We start from the raw sequence: 18,873 nt of genomic DNA on the forward strand, positions 1-18,873 counted from the left end.
CAACGGTTCCTATACCGTCAGCGTCGGATCGATGATCGTATGGCGTTTCGCAAGTTCAGCATAAAACGCCGTCATCGCCGGGGAATCGAGATCGACGTCCTTTCCGTATTTGGCCGGACCCTCAAGGCGTGCGGCGGTATTGGCCTTGTCGACCACGTCTTGCGGCATCGCCTGCATCAGGATGAAGTTGATGTGGGTCACTTCGTCATATCCGGCGCGCACCGCGTCGAGCGGGCGCATACCGGCAGGTACGTGACCGTGGACGTGCAACCCCAGGCGATGCGCTTCGGCCGCTGCGGGCGCGATCCAGGCAGGATTCATCGAGGTGTAGAATTTGGCACCCCAGAGCCCTGCGGCCTTGATCTTGTCGACGGCAGCGACCGCCTCTGCCGCTGACGACACCGTCAGCGCACCCTGCGCGGCGAGGGGATCCTTGCGATCGATGATGACCGAGACCTTGCCGTCCGGGGCCAGCAAATCGCCAGCTGCCCGCCGTTTGTAGATGCTGAGCGCCTCGTCGATCATCGATCCGGGGCTGCGGTAATTGGTCATGCCGGTGGCGACGTTCTGCAGCAGGTTCCAGTCATCGCCGACGTGCTGATGCGAATCCCACAGGCCCGGGGTCAGCGTCTTGCCGCGTCCGTCGATTACGGTTGCGCCAGTGGGAGCGGCGATCGATCCCGCAGCGCCGATCGCCGCGACCTTGCCATCCGCGATCAGCACCGCGCGATCCGCAATGTAGCGCCCGGCGACCGAATCGAACATCAGCACATGGTCGATCAGCGTTGCGGTGCGATTGGCCTTGCTCAGAAAGCGATGTGCGACCTCGCGCACCATCGCGGCGGTCGCCTTGTCCTGAATGTCCTTCAGCTTGGGGCCGTTCTTCTCATAGCCTTCCGGCAACATCGAAATGACGCCGGCATTGCCGAACAGGCGATTGTCGCTGTCGAGCCACACGGGGGAGGGCGCGAAGCCATATCCCGTTAGAAAGGCGAGCTTGATCGTCCGTGGCCCTTGCGGCCCCTCGACCTGCGCCGTCTGCCCGATCGCGATGCTGGCATGGCCCGTCGGGAGCAAGTCGATGCCCTTGGCACCCGCCGCGACAAGCGCATCGATATCGAACTCCCCGGCGAGCGGCGGGCCGCCATAAGTATTATAATGCTTGTTGGCGAACGGCGCGGAGCCGGAATCGATCACCGTCTTCCAGTCCGCCACACCGTTCGGAGCAACCGTGAAGGTTTCCGTGGCATCCCCGGAATCGGTAAAGCCGCGAATGGCGATCGTGGTGGGGCGTCTGGTGGGATCCAGCGTGACCATTTCGTCGGTCTCGGTGACCCAACCGCGCAGCGACATCGACATGCGATAGGCGATGCGCCCGTCGGGCATCGTCCACGACCAGATGTCGCCATGCTTTCCGGCGATCGAGCTGATGGTAAAGTGCCGCGCGCCGGGGGGCGGAACCAGCAATTGTTCCTTTGGCGTCGGTGCCGCTCCGGCGATCGAAGCGGTCGCCGCGAGCAATGTCGCAAGGATCAGTCGGCGCATACAGGTTCCCCCCAAGAAGCGGGGAGAGTGCCAACTCGACGCAGTCAGCGCAATGCTCGCCCATGCACAAAGTGGGCGGCGGTCGTCATCGCGGCCTTGGAGGCGGCCACCGGCCAGATCCACAGCCCGTCCCCGCGATCGCAAGGACGGGCTGTGGCGGCTGAAGCCGGGCTTAGAATTCGGCGCTGATGCCGAAGGTGAAGGTGCGGCCGCTGGTCGTATAGACCTCGGTACGCTGGGCGACTGCATCCAGCGACTGCACGATCGGTTCGTTGGTGATGTTGATGCCCTCGGCGATCAACCGGACGCCTGGGCGCAGGTTGATATGGGCCTGGAAATCGACATTGTTGGTCCCGCGAATGCCATCGCCGCTATTGTCGATGGCGTTGCCGGCACCGGTCAAATAGCTGCTGCGATAGGCATCGGAAACGCGCACGCCCCACAGCTTGTTCTCGTAATATAAGGTGGCGTTTGCCGCCCATTTCGAGAGATTATAGAGCGGTATGACCTTCGGCACGTTGTTGTAATAGGCGGTCTGATGCCCGTCGAACCACGTTCCGTTGACCACAGCGCCAAGATTTTTGAGCGCGCCGGGCAGAAAGGTGAAGTCGTGCTGGACTGCTACCTCGATACCCTTGATGTCGGCACCAGCGCCGTTCACCGGCTGGCTGACGTCGAACAAGGTGTTCGCGTCCTCGCCTTGCACCAGCAGGGAAAGCGGCAAGCCGGTCTGGCCATAGGGGATTTGCTTGGTGGACGAACTGATGAAGCTGTCCATGCTCTTGTAGAAGAAGCCGACCGAGGCAAAGCCGCTGCGACCCATATAATATTCGACTGACCCCTCGACCGAGGTTGCCTTGAACGGTTTCAGAAACGGATTGCCGAGGCTCAGGCTGCCGCCATTGGGGCGCGTGGTGATCGACCCGGCCGCCGCCAGATCGCCCAGGGCGGGGCGATTGACGTTGCGGCTGGCGCTAAGCCGAACGACCACCGCTTTGGCAACGTCGAGCGCCAGATTGGCCGCAGGCAGGAAGCCGTGGCTGTTGGTGCGGATCGCAACCGGCGTGAAGCCCGCGCCAGTGGCCAAATGCCCCGACGACAAAAGGTCGGTCGAGTAATACCGCACGCCAGCATTGGCCCGCAGCCGCATCCCGGCCACGATCGTGTCGAGATCGAACTGGGCGAAGCCTGCGCCTGTCTTTTCATCGACGCGGTAATCGCTGCCCGCCTGGAGATTGGCAGCGGTCAGGTTCCGATTGTCCCCGATATAGCTGTAAACCCCATCGACGTTGCCGACGATGTATTGAATCAAGGTATCGGGCGTGACGGTCTGTTTTAGAGTGTTGGGGATGGCGATGTCGGCGGGCACGTTGTGGAACACCTTGTTCACCCACGTATAGCCGCTGTTGATGAAGTGCTTATACTCGCCGCCTGCCTTGAAGGTGAGCGCTTCATTCAGCGTGTAGGCTGCTTGCAGCTTCCCATTGGCATATTGGTTGGTGATCTTGTTTTCCTGAACGTCGAGCCGCTGCACCGCCCAGTTGTTCGGATCAGTGATATCCTTACCGTAGGTGTTGACCGGGATGGTCGGGCGATCGTCATAGCTGAACGGAGTGTTCTTGAGCTCCATGAACACCTTGTCGAACACGGGCTGGCCGAAATCCGATTCCTCATAGCCGCCAAGCGCACTCAGCGTCAGCCGGTCGGTCAGCTTCCAGCTGGCATTGGCAACGCCCTGGTAAAAGTCGGTCCGGTTCTGGACGATATGATGCTCGGAGCGCAGATCGATGCCGGTGAAGCTTGCCGCGCGCAGCGTATTGGTGCTGTCGATCACGGCGCTCTGGATCACCTGGGCTCCGGTGATCGAGGTCCCGGTCAGCGCGTTGCTTCCAGCCGTTGCCAGCGCATAATCGTCGCGATGGTCCCACAGCCGACCATAGAGAAAATCGACGTCGAGTTTGAATGCGTCGCCCGGATGATATTGCACCGACGAAGTGATGCCGAGCCGCTTGCGGTCGGTATACCAGGACGAGGGCGATTGCGCGGTCGGCTGGTAGACGCCCGAAAGAAGGTTGGCGCGCGTCGCCGCATCGATGTTCGGGCCGATATTGGCGGCACCATATTTGGTGAGGCCCCAACCCCAGTTGCGATAGCCAAACTCGTTATTCTTGATCTGGCTGTAGGCAACCGAGACAAGCGCGGCGAGATCGCCCCAGCGATGCGAGACGAGGCCAACCACGCGCGGCGTGACGCCGCTGGTGTTGTCATTGGTCTGGCCCTTGGCGGAAACGACCAATTTATTGCCCGTGTCGAAGGGCTTGGCGCTGGTCAGTTGCACCGTCCCGGCAATGCCGCCTTCATCCTGTTCTGCCGAATAGGATTTCTGGACCGACACGCGGTTGAACAATTCCGATGCGAACAGGCTGTAATCGAACGAGCGCGAGCGGGTGACGCCGCCGCGATTGTCCATTCCCGAAGCGGTGTTGCCGAGCACTTCCATGCCGTTCAACTGCGTGCGCGTAAAATCGGCCCCAAGCCCGCGCAGCGCGATCTGGCGGCCTTCGCCGCTGTCGCGGGTGATGGTGATGCCGGGAATGCGCTGCAGCGATTCCGCAAGGTTCAGGTCGGGAAAGGCGGCGATATCGGTGGCGACGATGTCATCCTCATTGCCGACCGCGCGGCGCTTGAGGTTCTGCGCTTCGGTAAGGCTGTGACGATAGCCGGTCACGATGATGTCGGTTCCCTCGCCGACCGACCGGTCCGGCATGGCCGCGCCCGAAAGTGCAGAGTCCTGTGCGGCGACCTTGACCAATGCCGGATGGACCGGGGCGGCGGCCATCGGCTTCAGGATGGCGACGCCGCCCTGGAAGGTCACGCCCAGATTGGTCCCGCGCAGCAAATGGTCGAGTGCCGTTCGCACAGTATAGCTACCACGCACGCCAGCCGTGCGACGGCCGCTGACCGCGTCGGGTGCCACCACCACTTGCACGCCGGTCGCTTGTGAAAAGCGCGAGATGGCGGTGCGCAAATCCGACGGCGCGATGTCGAAGCGCTGCTCCTGGCGAAGGACGGTCGTCTCCGCCGGTCGTGCCTGTGCCACAGCAGGTGTCGCAATCGCGATCGCCAGTGCCATGCCTGAAATTCCCCGAATATGTTTCATAACGTTCCTCCGCTCGGACGCCCCTGCGCCTCGAACGGAAGACGGGTTCCCCGCCGGATCAGGACAAAAGAATTTTGTTGCAGTGCAGCGTCATTGTGATGACATTTTGGTGTCGCTTGGCCCGGTCGGCATCAGCCGCAAGTGTGCGCCCTGACGCACCACCGTGAAGCCATAGGCGGCACCGATCGCGCCCAGCAATTGTTCGGGGTTGTCGAGCTTGAAGCGTCCCGACAACACCAGTTTTTCCAGTCGGGGAGGGGGCGGCAGGATCACCGGTCCGCCGTGGCGATTGAGCGCCTCGACCAAATCGCCCAGCCGCATTTCATCGGTATCGAGCCAATTGTGCCGCCAATCCTGCTGCGTTGGATCGAACCGGCTTGGCGCGCTGGCGGTGGTGCCGTCGAAGCGGGAGCGCCAGCCTGCGGGAACCAGCACGCCGGTGTCGGCGTCGCTCGCCCCGAACCGCACGCGCCCGCGAAACACGGCCAGCTTCACTTCGTTACGAGCCAGATCGATGTCGAATGCGGTGCCAAGCACACGCGTGCTCGATCCGCGCGCAGTGACGACGAAGGGCCGGTCGGGTTCATGTGCCACGTCGAAAAAGGCTTCGCCGCGCCGCAGCACGACGGTGCGCTGCTGTGCGTCGATCGTCACGTCGAGCGCGGTCGCGCCATTCAGTTCGAGCCGCGATCCGTCCGCGAGCGCAATACTGCGCTCTTCCCCGCGCTTCGTTTCATAGTGGGTGGCAAGGGCAGGGGCGGTGCCGATGCGCGTCGCTTGCCAAACGCCGCCGCCAACCGCGATCAGCAAAGCGGCGGTCACCCCCGTTGCCAGCGTCCGCTGCCGCCTCTCGCGCATCGCCAGAATATCGGCGTCGGACAGGCGACCGAACGCCGCCGCTGCCCCAAGCGCCTCCTCCAGCGCCGGGTCGTCAAGCGTTGCGCGGACGCATTCGGCGGTCGCGGCCTGCGGCCCCTGGCCGGTCTCGCCCGAAAGCGCGAGACCCGCGGCTTCCTGCAAGGTTGCACGACGGCTCATCGCGCGGCACCGGGCGGCAGGCCGCGGCGTTCCAGCGCCAAGCGCAAGTCGGCCACCGCGCGCGTACAATGCTTGTCGACGGCCGCGACGCTCAGCTGCAAATCCGCGGCGATGGTTGCGCTCGCCGTGCCATCGAGGCGGCGGCGCAGAAAGACTTCGCGGCGCAGCGGCGGCATCACTTTCAAGGCACGCACCAAAATCTCCACCCGCTGGCGATAGTCCAGCACCTCCTCGGCGTGCGGTCTGGCGCAGACGATCTCCTCGCTGAGGTCGCTTGTCGGCGGCAAGGCGCTACGCTGGCGAAAATGATCGTGCACCAGATTACGCGCGACCGTGAAGCAAAATGCGGCGGCGTCCGCCACCGGACGGGTGCGGCGATAGTCGTAGAGCCGCAAATAGGTTTCCTGGACGATGTCTTCGCCATCGGCATGATGGTTCAATCGGCCCCCGACAAAGCGCCGGAGCGCCTGGCGCAGATCTGCTTCCTCCTGATCGGCGCGTCGCCGAATCAGGATGGCCGAAATCTCATTCACCGCGCCGCGCCCCTGCGGAGACGCGGACACGCGCGTCGTGGCGCTGTCACTTCGTGCCTCCCTGCCCGGATGTCTTTCCGAGTCTTGGCCGCGTTAGGACAGAAGCATGAAGCGCGCGTGACAATCGCGCGGGCGGCGCTAAAGGGGCCGGCGACCTCTATCGGATCGGACCGGACGATGCGCTTCGTGATGCACCTGGCGGCTTTGGCGGGGCTTGCCAGCGCGACGCCCGCCGCCGTGGCGAATGAACGTCCCGACTTCAGCATCGGCGCGATCGCCGATGCGCAATATGCCGCTGAACCCGATAGTGGTCAGCGGCTCTATCACACGGCTCCAGCCAAACTTGCGGCGGCCGTGGCTGATTTCAACCGGCAGAAGCTGGCGTTTGTCGTCCATCTCGGGGATTTCATCGACCGAGACTGGGAGAGCTATGACGCGTTCCTGCCGGTGGCGGCGAAATTGCGGCATCCCTGGCATTATGTGCTCGGCAATCACGAGTTCGCGATCGACGATGCGCACAAGCCGCTGGTCGCGGGTAAGCTGGGCATGCCAGCGCGCTATTACAGTTTCACCAGCCATAATTGGCTGTTCATCGTCACCGACGGGACCGGGCTGAGCAGCTTTGGCTGGCCAGCGGGCAGCCCCGAATATACGCGCAGCATGGCCGCACATGCGGCGCTGTATGCAGAAAAGCCGCTATGGGACGGCGGCATCGACGACGAACAACTGCGCTGGATCGACGCACAACTCGCCGAGGCCGACCGTCGCGGGATGAAAGCGATGCTGTTCAGCCATTTTCCGCTCTTTCCCGAAAATCCGCACAATCTGTGGAATGCCGCAGCGGTGATGGCGGTGATCGAACGCCACCGTTCGGCCAAGGTATGGCTCGACGGGCACAACCATGACGGCAATTACGGCGAGCATGCCGGAGTTCATTACCTGAACCTCAAGGCGATGCTGGATACGCCGGAGACGGCCTATGCCCGGCTCGACTTCTTCGCGGACCGGGTGGTGGTACGGGGCTTCGGCCGACAGCCGGATTATGTTCTGCCGCTCCGCCCCTAGCCTTGCCTGGGTGCTGCGCGATCGTTGTGCGGAGGTCGCCATCGGGTCAGTGGTCGACGACCTTGACCAGCGGAGCGACATCTTGCCCGGTCGGCAATTTGCCCGAACTCGACAGACGCTGCGTCGCCTCGTCCCAGTGCAGCGCGGTGCCACCGCTTCCGGTGCGATAGCGATTGCTGACGCCATCGTCGTCATACAGTGTGAAGCTGGTCGAGCGGCCGGGATAGACGCGGATGCTTTCCAGCGGTTGCCGCGTCGCGGTGCTGGGGATTGGCGCGCCCATCGGCACGATCGAGCCCGCACGAACGAATAACGGGATCCGGTCGATCGGCGCGGCGGCGGTGATCGTCTGGCCGCCGTGATACAGCTGGTTGGTCCAGTAATCATACCAGTCCGCACCCGCGGGAAGATAGACCGGGCGGCTGGTCGCGCCCTGCTCGGTCACGGGGGCGACGAGGAAGGCGGGGCCGAACATATATTCGTCGCCCAGGTCCACGACCTTGGGATCGTCCGGAAAATCCATGAACAAAGCGCGCATGAAGGGCGCGCCGCTTTCATAAGTGTGACGGCCGAGTGCGTAAAGATACGGCATCAGCGCGTAGCGGAGCTTGAGGTACTGGGCGAGGACGGGTTCGACCGCCTTGCCATATTCCCAGATGGCGGTGGCCGGGCGCTGCCCATGGATACGCAGCGTCGGCGTGAAGCTATTATACTCAAACCAGCGGACGAACAGTTCGGGATAATCGGTATAGCCGGGTGCCATGGCGGTGGCACCTGCCGGATCGAGCAGGACGGGACGTTCCGCCTTTGGCCCATTGGGCCACTGCCATCCGCCGGTATCGCTGCTCCAATAGGCGATGCCCGATGCCGTCATGTTGAGGCCCGTCGGCACCTGGCGCTTGAGCGCTTCCCACGTGGCCTGAACGTCCGACGACCAGAACAGGCAGCCGTTGCGCTGCGTGCCCAGATACGCGGCGCGGCACAGGATCAGGTTGCGCAGATCGGGACGATCCTTCGCCGATCCCTCGGCGACGCTGGCGGTATGCAGCAAGGGGAAGACATTGTGGAACCGGTCGCCGGACCCGATCGAATAGAGATGCCCATCCGGCACAAGGTCCGGCTCGGTCTCGTCGAGCCAGAACCAGTCAAACCCCTGCGAAGCGATATTGTCGCGGATTTTGTCCCAATACCAGCGCCGCGCCTCCGGATTGGTGCTGTCGAGCAAGGCTCCGGCGCGATCGGAGCGAATGGGCAGGCCGTCCACCACGCTGCCATCGACGTCATGCAGCAGCCAGCCCTTGGCGGCGAGCATATTGTAATAGCGCGACTCGCGTTCGAAGCGTGGCCAGACGCTGACGATGCTGCGGAGGCCCATGCGCTTGAGCGTGGCGTTCATCGCCTTGGGATCGGGGAAATAGCTTCGGTCGATGTCGAGCTGCCCCATCCGGGTCCAGTAGAACCAGTCGAGCACCATCACGTCGAGCGGATAGCCGCGACGGCGATACCCCTCGGCGATGCCGAGCAGCTCGGCCTGCGTCTCGTAGCGCGCCTTGCTCTGGATAAGACCGAACGCTGCCTTCGGGGGCAGCGGCGTCTGGCCGGTCAGCGTCGCGTACCCCGCGTAGAGTGCGTCCGTGGTGTTACCCGTAATGACGAAAAAGGAGACCCGCTCACCGACCTCCGATTGCCAATGCGTGCTGTTGTACAATCCCGGCGATACGGTCGTCTGCGACGGATTGTCCCAAACGATGCCATAGCCCTTATTGGTGACAAGGAAGGGGACGCAGACCGTTTCGCCCGCTGGCGCATCGTAATTGTGGCGGCAATCGATCGTGCGGCCGCGCAAGTCCAGTCTGCCTTCCTGGTTCTGCCCGAGCCCGTAATAATGCTCATCGAGCGGTGCCGAAAAACTTGCGCCGACTTTGAAGGTCTTCTCGCCCGCAACCATATGCGGTGCCATTTCCCAGCCGGTCATGTGGGTGATGACATGGCCGTCGGCACCGTTGATGGTGATCTCAACCGGCGGAAGCGATGGGGCAAAGTAGCGCTCCATCTGCGTCGGTGCTTTTGGCCAAGGCTGCGCTGCGACTGTCAGGGATAGTGCGGAGGAGGAAAAGATGTCTCCCGTGGCAGCGACGCGATGCGTCCACCCCGTGGCATCCACCGGGGCATTGGGGCCGGGGCCCGGCGCGCCGCTGGCAAGGTTGGGATCAAGCGCGATCGTCACCCGAACGATATTGGGCGCATAGGGTTCAATCGCGACGAAGCTGCCATTGCGCTCGACGGTCGCGAGCGGATCTGCTTGCGCGACTGAAATGGTGATGATGGAGACGGCTGCCATGCCCATCCAGCGGGCAAGCGTCTGTGTACGATTCTTCATTGGGGGGATCCTCTTCGCGGGGCGGGAGGGCATCACGGATTGCCCGGCGCATAAGGGAAGGTTTGCGCCTTATACCAAGCGAGATCGTGTGCGGGTGGCGCGGCACCCGGCGGGAGCGACAGGCCGTTGACCGACATCCAATAGGCCAGGCTGGCATCGCGCCACCACCGCGCCTCGCGCTGCTGGATGTCGAGGAAGGCTGCGGTCTTGGCGAAGCGCTCGGCATCGATAGCAGGGCGTAAGGTCGCCCAAGTCCGGCGCATGTCGTCGACATAGGCGACTCCGCGATCGTAATCGGCGACCATCGCCTGCCAAAGCGGCTTTCCGGACTTCAGGCGATAGGTCCACGGCACCCGGTGAAACCACAGCAGCATGGCATCCGGCGTGGTCGCAGGATCGGCCAGCACGCGCGCAAGGGCCGGGGCGTATTGGCTGGTCGCGTTGGTGCCGCCGGGCCCGCGCTCGACGCCAATGCCATCCTTGTCGGCACGGTGGTAATAATAGGGATTCCACTCGGGCCGCTTCAAATCGGAGATCCACGGCCCGGGGCCATAATGGTGGGCGGTCGCCATGAGATGGGCGAGACCCAGCGGGGTCATATAATCGACCACGGCCTCGCGCGACCCGGCCATCATCTTTGTTATCGGCGCGACGATCGCGGGGTCGGGGCCGAAGGTCATCGCCGCCCATTCGCGTGCAACGTCAGCCGACGACGCCTGCGGGTCCCAGGCGAAACGCCCGAAGGCGTACCAATTGCTCTGGTTGAAGGTCGATCCCGACCAGTCGCGCGATCGACCAATATTGGCGACTCCGGCCATGCCCGTCAGCGCGTCGCCCGTTCCCGCGACGACGCGCGCGACGGTGGAGCCGGGGCCATCGGCCAGCGTATCTGACCGCAGGGTTTCTTCGAACAGCGGCCCGAGATAGGCGAGGTGGGTCGCCTGGCCGAGATACTCCTTGGTAATCTGGAATTCGAGCATCAGCGGAGTCCGGGGCATTGCGCCGAACAGCGGATGAAAAGGCTCGCGTGGCTGGAAATCGATCGCGCCGTTTTTGACCTGAACGATCACATTGGGCGCGAATTTGCCGTCGAGCGGCTTGAAGTCATCATATGCTTGTTTGGCGCGATCCTCGGCATTTTCCTGCGCATAGACAAAGGCACGCCACATCACGACGCCACCATGCGGGGCGAGGGCAGCCGCCAACATGTTGGCACCGTCGGCATGGCTCCGCTTGTAATCCTGCGGGCCGGGCTGGCCTTCGGAATTGGCCTTCACCAGAAAGCCGCCAAAATCCGGAATGGCGCGATAGAGTTCATCGGCTTTCGCGCGCCACCACGCCGCGACTTGCGGATCGAGCGGGTCTGCGGTCTTCAGACCGCCCAGTTCGATCGGTGCGGAAAACCGGGCGGAGAGGTACACCTTGATGCCGTATGGGCGAAAGACGTCGGCCAACGCCGCTGCCTTGGCGATGTACGGCGCGGTGAGGCTGTCGGCCTTGGCGTTGACGTTGTTGAGCACAGTCCCGTTGATGCCGATTGAGGCATTGGCGCGGGCGTAATCGGTGTAGCGTGGGTCGCGAAAATCGGGGAGCGTCCACCAATCCCATAACGACTGCCCGGCATAGCCGCGTTCGACCGTACCATCGAGATTGTCCCAATGGTCGAGCAAGCGCAGCTTGGTCGCAGGGCTCGACGAGAATGTGGCGGTACGCACGGCATGGCCCGTCTGGGCCCAGCGTAGCAGCGCGAACGCGCCGTATAGCACGCCGCGATCGGTTTTGCCGGTAACGAGCGTCACCCGCCGCCCGCCAAGGGTCACCGGGCGGACCAGATATCCTTCCTCGTTCAACGCTGCGACCGGGAGGGCAAGCGCCGCTACCTCGGGTGTTCGGGCGGTGGCCAGGACGACCGAATCGGCGGGGATGGTGTCCTGCCGTCCCACCTCATGTCCGGACAGCCCCGAAAACCCCCGCTCAAGTTCCTCCGCCGCTACGCGAAGCGTTGGCGATTCCCGCAGCACCGTGATCGCGGAGACGGTTGCGGCCTGGCGTTGCAATTGGGGCAGTGGCCGATAGCGTAGCCAGAGATCGTATCCGTCCTCAGCCTGCGCCGGCCGCGCATAGGCTGCGCAAGCAAGGATAGTCAGCGCGCCCGCGAATCGCCCGATTGCACCGATCATATCCCCGTCTCCTGTTCAGCCGGCTCTCCCGGCTTTTTTCCGCCTTTGCGGATGACGAGTGATAGCGCTAACGCAAAAGGGGCGGGCAGGGCAATGTGCGTTTCCAACAACGCCCGCAATATCCAAGTTTTGCGGGTTGAAACCGCGCCGGTTCACTGGCCGGCCGCCTTTCGCTGATAATAGCCGGCGAGCACATCGAAGGCTGCCTTGCGCTGTCCCGTCTCGGAAATCAGGCCCTTGCGGTTCCAGCCCTGCTGGAAATCGGGATTCTGCCGCCGGGGCGAGCGGAAGTCCTTGAGGATCCATGGCGACATACCGCGCAGGCTGGGCAGCGTATCTGCCATTTTCAGAGTGTAGCGATAATAATCTGCCTGGAACTCCTCGGAGAATTTCTGCCCGTTGACGGGATCGTGAAAGCCCGCGCGCGCGTCGGCACCGAACTCCGAAAACACCAGCGGCTTGTCGAGCGGGACCCGCCACTCGCTGGTCTGCAGGTCGGCCAGGCGATCGGTCGTATACCAGCCGTTATAGGTGTTGATCGCCAGCACATCGAGATCCTTGGCGAGCGGATCGGCGAGCGTCATCACCGGATGGTCGGCGGTTTTGGATCGCTCGACCAGCAGCGCCGCGCTGACCAGCCGCGTATCGTCGAGCCGCCGCACATCGCCGACCAGCGTACGCAGGAAGGCGTTGCGTGCGTCGGTCACCGGGGTTTCGTTGGCGACGCTCCAGATCGCGATGGCGGCGCGGTTGCGATCGCGCAGGACGTTCTCCGCCACCATGGTGCGGGCGCGCGCCAGCGTATCCGGGTTCGACCAGGCGACTTGCCAATAGACCGGCACTTCGCTCCACACGAGCAGCCCCAGCTCATCCGCCAGGCGGAGTGTGCTGTCGCTGTGCGGATAATGGGCAAGACGGACGTAATTGCCGTGCAGACCTTCCTTGATCTCGCTCAGCAACGCGCGTGCGGCGGCCGGGGTCATCGCGCGGGTTGGGTCGGTACCGAGCTCTTCCTCGTGCATCGATATGCCGCGCAGGAAGATGGGTTTGCCGTTGAGCAAGATATCGGCTCCGCGCACGGTGATCGTGCGGAAGCCGATGCGGTCGCGCCAGCGATCCTCGCCCGCATTGATTGCGACGTCGTACAAGCGCGGGCGCTCGGGCGACCAGCGGATGAGGGCGCGGGGCGCGGCCATCGTCGCGCGCCAATTGCCCTGCGCATCGGTCGTGCCGCTGCGATCGAGGCCGAGTTCGGGAATGCGAAGCTGCACCGCCTGATTGGCCGCCGCAGGCCCGTCGAGATGGAGGTCGACCGCCAACTTGCCGTCTCGCGTGAGCCGCACCCAGGCATCGTCGACATAGGTATCGGGCGTCGCGACCAGCCGGACCGGTCGCGTGATGCCGCCGTAATTCTCCCAATCGGTGACCGGAGGCGGCACGGTTGCTTCGGTCGCCTGCGAATCGACGCCGACGGTAATCTGGTTGTCGCCGTCGCGCAGCAGCTTGGTGACGTCGAAAGCGAAGGGGGTGAAGCCGCCCTCATGCCGCCCGACCTGTTGCCCATTCAGATAGACCACCGTCGCATAATTGGCTGCGCCAAAACGCAGGAAATAGCGACCGTGGCGCTGGGTCGGCGCGGGGAAGCTGCGCTGATACCACATCAGCCCCTGATAATGGCGCAGCTCGGGTGCCTCGGTCAGCCAGGAAGAGGGCAGAGTCGTCAACGGCGAACGCGCGAGGTCGAATTCGTAGAGGACGCGGCTGTCGCTCGCCATCGCTTTGCGTACGTCGACGTCGCGCCAGCGCTGCTGCCCGATATCGGGCATCCCGCCGTGGAAGCCGGAAATCCCTGAGCGGAATGGATCGATCGAATAATGCCATGGCCCCGACAGATCGGTGCCGTCGCGCAAATCCCCCGCTACCAGCAGCGGGGTTGGCGAGGGCGGGGCGTCTTGCGCGGCTAAGGGCGCGCCCCACAGCGCCAAGGCTCCGATAACGCCACGTGTCCAGAACGGCCGGTGCATCGTCTCTCTCCCTTAGCGAGCGGGGCGATCCCTACGCTCGAACAATTGCGCAACACCGCGCTCAAGCCCGCGCAATTCGGCCAGGCCGCGCATGCGGCCGAGCAGCGAATAGCCGGGATTGGTCTGCTTCCCGAGATCGTCGAGCATTTGATGGCCGTGGTCGGGCCGCATCGGAATCGATCGGCCGGTGCGCTGCTGCAATCGGTGCACCGCGACCATGACCGATGCCATTTGCGCATCGCCTTCGAGATGCGCGGCCTCGTGGAATGCCTGGTTCGGCTCGCGCTGGACCGATCGCAAATGCAGGAAACCGATCCGATCCCCGAGCCGCTCGACCATCCCCGGCAAATCGTTATCGGCGCGCACGCCGAACGACCCGGTGCACAGGCACAGACCGTTCGACGCATTCGGGACGCGCTCGAACAGGGCGGTGACGTCGGCCTCGGTGCTGACGACACGCGGAAGGCCGAAGATCGGGAAGGGCGGATCGTCGGGATGAACGACAAGCTGCAGGCCCAGCGCATCGGCCACCGGGCAGACTGCCTCCAGAAACGCTACATGGTTGGCGCGCAACTGATCGGCATCGATCGTGTCATACGTTGCGATCGCCTGGCGAAAGGCGTCGACGGTAAAGCTCTCCTCGCTGCCGGGCAGGCCAGCGATGATGGTGCGTTCGAGCGTGCGGCGAGCGTCGTCGTCCATGGCAGCGAAGCGTCGGGCAGCAGCCTCGACCATGCCAGCGCTGTAATCCTGTTCCGCCCCGGGACGTTGCAGCAGATGAAGGTCGAACGCAGCGACCGCTTCCAGCTCGAAGCGCAGCGCGAGCGCGCCGTCGGGCAGCGGCCAAGCCAGATCGGTCCGCGTCCAGTCGAGCAACGGCATGAAATTGTAGGTGACAACACGAATGTCGCAAGCGGCCAGGTTGCGCAGGCTGGCGCAATAGGCGGCGATCATCGCATCCCAGTCGGGGCCGCGCCGCTTGATCTCTTCATGCACGGGCAGACTTTCGACGACGCTCCAGCCGAGCCCGGCGGCTTCGATCATGGCTTTGCGCTCGGCGATCGCCGCCTGTTCCCACACAGCGCCGTTATGCACTTCGTGCAGCGCGGTAACGACTTCACTGGCCCCGGCCTGCCGGATGTCGCGCAGCGTCACGGGGTCGGTCGGCCCGAACCAGCGCATGGTTTGCGTCAGCATCGTGGGCCGCGTCGCAAGGGCAGCGTGATTGGAAGGAAGCGTCTCGATCATTGCGCAGGCTTGGCCTCGAATAGCATGCCAGTGGCACGGCTCGGCTGGAATCCTTTCCACACGGTCGCCGCAGGCGCACCGGGGCTGTAGCCGGTATAGCGTCCGGCTGGCGCGCCGGGCCAGGTGCCCGTATCGGAGTCGACGACGAGCCCGTCGAGATAGGCACCCTTGGCCATATCGTCCTTCACATAGCGGTCGAGAAAGGCGGTGATGAAATGCGTCTCGATTGGCAACAGCCGGTCCTTGCGCCACACCGCGTCCTCGAACCAGTCGAGGTCCCAGAAGCTGTGCCGCATCGCGGGCGGCGCGCCGATCAGGCCAATGCTATGGCCTGCTTCCTTGAAGGTCAGCAGGTAGCGTTGCGCGTTGCTTTCCTGGTCAAACAGCGCCCGCACCGCCGGATAGCCGACGACATGATCTTGCCCGCCGACGATGTACAAGGTCGGCGTCGTTATCGCCGCCAGGCCGTCGCCCGACCAGATCGGTGCGTCGCCGAAGCGGTTGGCGGGCGAAAGCGCGACCACCGCTTTCAAGCCGGTGACCTTGAGCTCCGCCGCCTTGGGGCCACCTGCGGCATAAGGTGCCAACACGCCACGCGTCATGTCCGCGAGCGCGGGGTTGAGCGGCGCGCCCGCCGCCGTCAATACGCCGTAACCGCCCATCGAATACCCGATCAGCGCAGTGCGCGCGGCATCGGCGCTGGCGAAAATGCCTTCGCCTGCGCGCGCGCGCCGTTGCGCTTCCCCCGTCACGAAGGCGATGTCGAGCGGACGCCGCGCAATCGGTCCGGCGCGTGCGGCCGCCGTGCGCAGGCTGATCGGCGGATCGCGGAAGGCCGGGGTCACCACCACATAGCCCTTGCTCGCCAGATTTTCGCCCAGCCAGGACAGCACCTCGGGCGTGTTTCCATAGCCATGCGCGAGGACGACAAGCGGGAAGCGCCCCTTGGCGGCGGTCGACCCGGCAGTGGCGATGCCGGGCACTTCGAACGGAACATCGACCCCCGTTTCACCCGACAGCGCGGTACGGTAGGAGATGCCGTGCCCGGTGGTTGCGGCGGGATACCAGATCTTGAGCGGCACGCGCCGATCGATCCGGCTGGCGTTGGGGGCATCGACCCGCAGGTCCGCCTGACCGGGCTGCACGAATTCGACGTCGGCGACACCAACCGGATAGGCTCCGAGTTTTGACAATTCGGGCGAGTCGATGCCCGGGCGAGCGGCGGGCTTTGGGGCTTCCTGAGCGAAAGCGCCCGCCGTTGTCGCCGCCAGTATGACACTGGCCAGCGTGGTCAACCGGGTCCTGAACCGCATCGTCGTCTCCGTAATTTCAGGACCCTAAAACGCCCTAGGCTGCGCCGTCAGAAATTGACCGACAACCGCACGCCGCCATAGCGACGGAAGTCGCGCGGTAGGAGGGCCTGCGTGGCTTGCTGGTTGCCGAAGTTACCGGCCGTGTTGACCAACGAGGCAAAATATTGCTGGTCGAACAGGTTGTTGACGAAGCCGACCACTTCCCAACGATGATCGGCATCGCGCACGCCAAGTCCGACATTGACGATATGGTAGGCCGACTGGAAGGTCTCCGGGTCACGCAGGCCGAAGTTCAGGCTGCTTTGATATTGCCAGTTGAACTGCGCGATTCCGCGAAGTTTGTCGGTCAGCGCGGGCGAATAATCGCCGCTGATCGTAAATTTCCACTCGGGGGCCTGAATCGCGCGGCCACCGGTCAAATTCTGCCGCGCGGGCGATCCCGAGCACCCCTGGGCGAGCGTCTGCATGGGATAGCATTGTGCGATCGCATAGTCGGTATAATGCGCGTCAAGATAGGTCACGGCACCGCCAAAGGTCACATCGCCACCAAGGCGCGCCGAGCCTTCCAGCTCGATGCCGCGCGTTTTCAGGCCGCCGACATTGGTAAGGCGGTAATTCTGCGTGCCGTCGGCCAGCGTCTCGATCGATTGCGCCTGGAGGTTGGTGTAATCGGTATCGAACAGCGTGAGGTTGAGCGTCAGCCGCCGATCGAAGAATTGCGTGCGTGCGCCGATCTCGCGATCGCGCGAGCGTTCGGGCTTGATCGGCCCAGCCAGTGCGCGGTTCAGGTTGAAGCCGGTGGTCAGATCGTAGGTCTGGCCCTTGTACCCTGTCGCATAGGTCCCGAACAGCATCAGGTCGGGCGTGAATTCGTAGCGCAGATTGACCTTGTAGGTGCCCGCGGTGTCTTCGGCGCGCCCGCTATAGAACGCGTTGTTCGCCTGCCGATCAAGGAAGGTGTAGCTAACCGCTTCATTCTGGACGCGACCGCCCGCCGTCAGCGTTGCCTTGGGCAGGAATTGCCAGTCGATCTGTGCGAAGCCGGCGATCTGGCGCGACTTGGAGGTCGCGGACCAATTGGCGAGCGAGAAGACGGGGCCGCGCGAGAACGGACGACCGAAACTCAAATTGGCGAAATAGGTGCCGACCGTATAGCGAAACGGCTTGGTGCTGGCCGACTGCAAGCGGATCTCGTTGGTGATCTGCTCGGAATTGAACGCGCCGATCTGATTGTTGTTACCGAACGCCCCCGGCGCCGATGTGTCGTCCTGATCGAGATAGTCGTCGAGGTGGAAGCGGTCATAGGAGGTGACGGTGATCAGGTTGGAATCGCCGAACACGGCAACCTCGGTCCGCAAATATCCGCCGCCGCCCGAATATTTTGTACGCGCGTCGAAATTGTTGCTGACGTCCTGGTTTTTCTCGCTGATCGTCACGCCCGGAAATACCACTGCGGGGGTAAGACCAGCCTGTCCGCGGAACAAAGCATTGGACGCGACGCGGATGAACGGACGGCCGACATCGGTGTTGCCGTTGACATAATTGGCTGAGAGCGTGACCGACGAGGTGTCGGTCGGGGTCCAGCGCAGTTTGCCGCGCAGGTTGATCGATTCACGACCATTGACCCGCTTGCCGTCATAAACGTTGCGGACGTTGCCATCCCAATAATTGTACGCTGCAGACACGACATAGCCGACCGAGTCCGAGATCGGCCCCGAAATGCTGACATTGCCGCCGCGCTCATTGTCGGTTGTCACCACCGCATTGGCGCGCACGTGCAGCGTATCGGTCGGTGCGCGCGTAATGATGTTGATCAGACCGGCCGAGGCCGATTTGCCGTACAGCGTGCTCTGCGGCCCGCGCAGAACTTCGATCCGCTCGACATCGGGCAAATCGGTGAAGGCGCGTGCCTGGAACGCCAGCGGGACTTCGTCGACCAGCACCGCCACGCTCGATTCCACGCCAATGCCGAAGGCGAAGGTGCCGACGCCGCGCAGCGATACGTTTGAATTCTGCGGCTGCTCGGCCGGGCGCACGACCAGCGAAGGCGAGAGTTTTGCGACATCCTGAAAGTTGCGGACCCCCGCGCTGGCGAGCGCGGCCGGGGTGAGCACCGATACGGCGAGTGGAACCCGCTGAATATTTTCCGCGCGCTTGTTGGCAGTGACGATGATGTCGCCTGCAGTGGCGGCTTCGTCGGCGGGGCTGGCGGGCGCGGTCTGCGCCGCTCCGGCGGCTTGCGCCAAGGCCGGGTCGGCCGGGGTTGGTGCCGCCGCGCCGGTTTCGGCGATGGCGGGAGCCGCCGTGGCAATGAGCGAAACCGCCAGGGCTGCGCTGGCAACCGACGTGCGTAGAGTCTGCATATTTCCCCTCCCAAAAAGTGCGCG

General features: G+C 63.8%; 11 protein-coding genes. 1 reads left to right on the forward strand and 10 read right to left on the reverse strand.

Annotated elements, in window-relative coordinates; genetic code table 11:
* Window positions 1-9 precede the first annotated feature (9 nt).
* From ACP7BY_RS09245 to ACP7BY_RS09260, 4 genes are all read right to left on the reverse strand, one after another.
* Window positions 10-1,545 (reverse strand): amidohydrolase, encoded by a 1,536-nt coding sequence (locus ACP7BY_RS09245; protein ID WP_231565044.1) that lies wholly within the window; start codon window positions 1,543-1,545, stop codon window positions 10-12.
* A gap of 172 nt (window positions 1,546-1,717) precedes the next feature.
* Window positions 1,718-4,705, reverse strand: a complete 2,988-nt coding sequence (locus tag ACP7BY_RS09250; RefSeq protein ID WP_137902359.1) for a TonB-dependent receptor — start codon at window positions 4,703-4,705, stop codon at window positions 1,718-1,720.
* Window positions 4,706-4,795: 90 nt separating this feature from the next.
* Window positions 4,796-5,743 (reverse strand): FecR family protein, encoded by a 948-nt coding sequence (locus tag ACP7BY_RS09255; protein ID WP_137902358.1) that lies wholly within the window; start codon window positions 5,741-5,743, stop codon window positions 4,796-4,798.
* The gene (locus ACP7BY_RS09260) at window positions 5,740-6,276 is read right to left on the reverse strand and encodes an RNA polymerase sigma factor (protein WP_033964629.1); all 537 of its coding nucleotides are present in this window, start codon (window positions 6,274-6,276) and stop codon (window positions 5,740-5,742) included. The genes ACP7BY_RS09255 and ACP7BY_RS09260 overlap by 4 nt, the downstream gene beginning before the upstream one ends.
* 117 nt (window positions 6,277-6,393) lie before the next feature.
* Here ACP7BY_RS09260 and ACP7BY_RS09265 point away from each other — a divergent pair, with 117 nt between their 5' ends.
* Window positions 6,394-7,341, forward strand: a complete 948-nt coding sequence (locus tag ACP7BY_RS09265) for a metallophosphoesterase (protein WP_171010439.1) — start codon at window positions 6,394-6,396, stop codon at window positions 7,339-7,341.
* A gap of 46 nt (window positions 7,342-7,387) precedes the next feature.
* Here ACP7BY_RS09265 and ACP7BY_RS09270 read toward each other — a convergent pair whose 3' ends face one another.
* From ACP7BY_RS09270 to ACP7BY_RS09295, 6 genes are all read right to left on the reverse strand, one after another.
* On the reverse strand, window positions 7,388-9,721 hold the full coding sequence (locus ACP7BY_RS09270; protein ID WP_137902355.1) for a TIM-barrel domain-containing protein: 2,334 nt from the start codon (window positions 9,719-9,721) through the stop codon (window positions 7,388-7,390).
* 32 nt (window positions 9,722-9,753) lie between these two features.
* On the reverse strand, window positions 9,754-11,901 hold the full coding sequence (locus tag ACP7BY_RS09275; protein ID WP_137902354.1) for an alpha-glucuronidase family glycosyl hydrolase: 2,148 nt from the start codon (window positions 11,899-11,901) through the stop codon (window positions 9,754-9,756).
* A 152-nt stretch (window positions 11,902-12,053) separates the two neighbouring features.
* Window positions 12,054-13,925 carry a glycoside hydrolase family 2 protein gene (locus ACP7BY_RS09280; protein ID WP_033964627.1) on the reverse strand — a complete coding sequence of 624 codons (1,872 nt, stop codon included), beginning with the start codon at window positions 13,923-13,925 and terminating at the stop codon, window positions 12,054-12,056.
* Window positions 13,926-13,937: 12 nt separating this feature from the next.
* Window positions 13,938-15,173, reverse strand: coding sequence for a mannonate dehydratase (gene uxuA / locus ACP7BY_RS09285; protein WP_231565043.1), 1,236 nt, complete (start codon window positions 15,171-15,173; stop codon window positions 13,938-13,940).
* Window positions 15,170-16,486, reverse strand: a complete 1,317-nt coding sequence (locus ACP7BY_RS09290; RefSeq protein WP_137902353.1) for an alpha/beta hydrolase family protein — start codon at window positions 16,484-16,486, stop codon at window positions 15,170-15,172. The genes uxuA and ACP7BY_RS09290 overlap by 4 nt, the downstream gene beginning before the upstream one ends.
* A 47-nt stretch (window positions 16,487-16,533) precedes the next feature.
* Window positions 16,534-18,849, reverse strand: a complete 2,316-nt coding sequence (locus ACP7BY_RS09295; RefSeq protein WP_137902352.1) for a TonB-dependent receptor — start codon at window positions 18,847-18,849, stop codon at window positions 16,534-16,536.
* Window positions 18,850-18,873 lie beyond the last annotated feature (24 nt).

The sequence above is a fragment of the Sphingomonas sp. PSPC2-2 genome (assembly GCF_049897725.1).
Taxonomy (GTDB): Bacteria; Pseudomonadota; Alphaproteobacteria; order Sphingomonadales; family Sphingomonadaceae; genus Sphingomonas.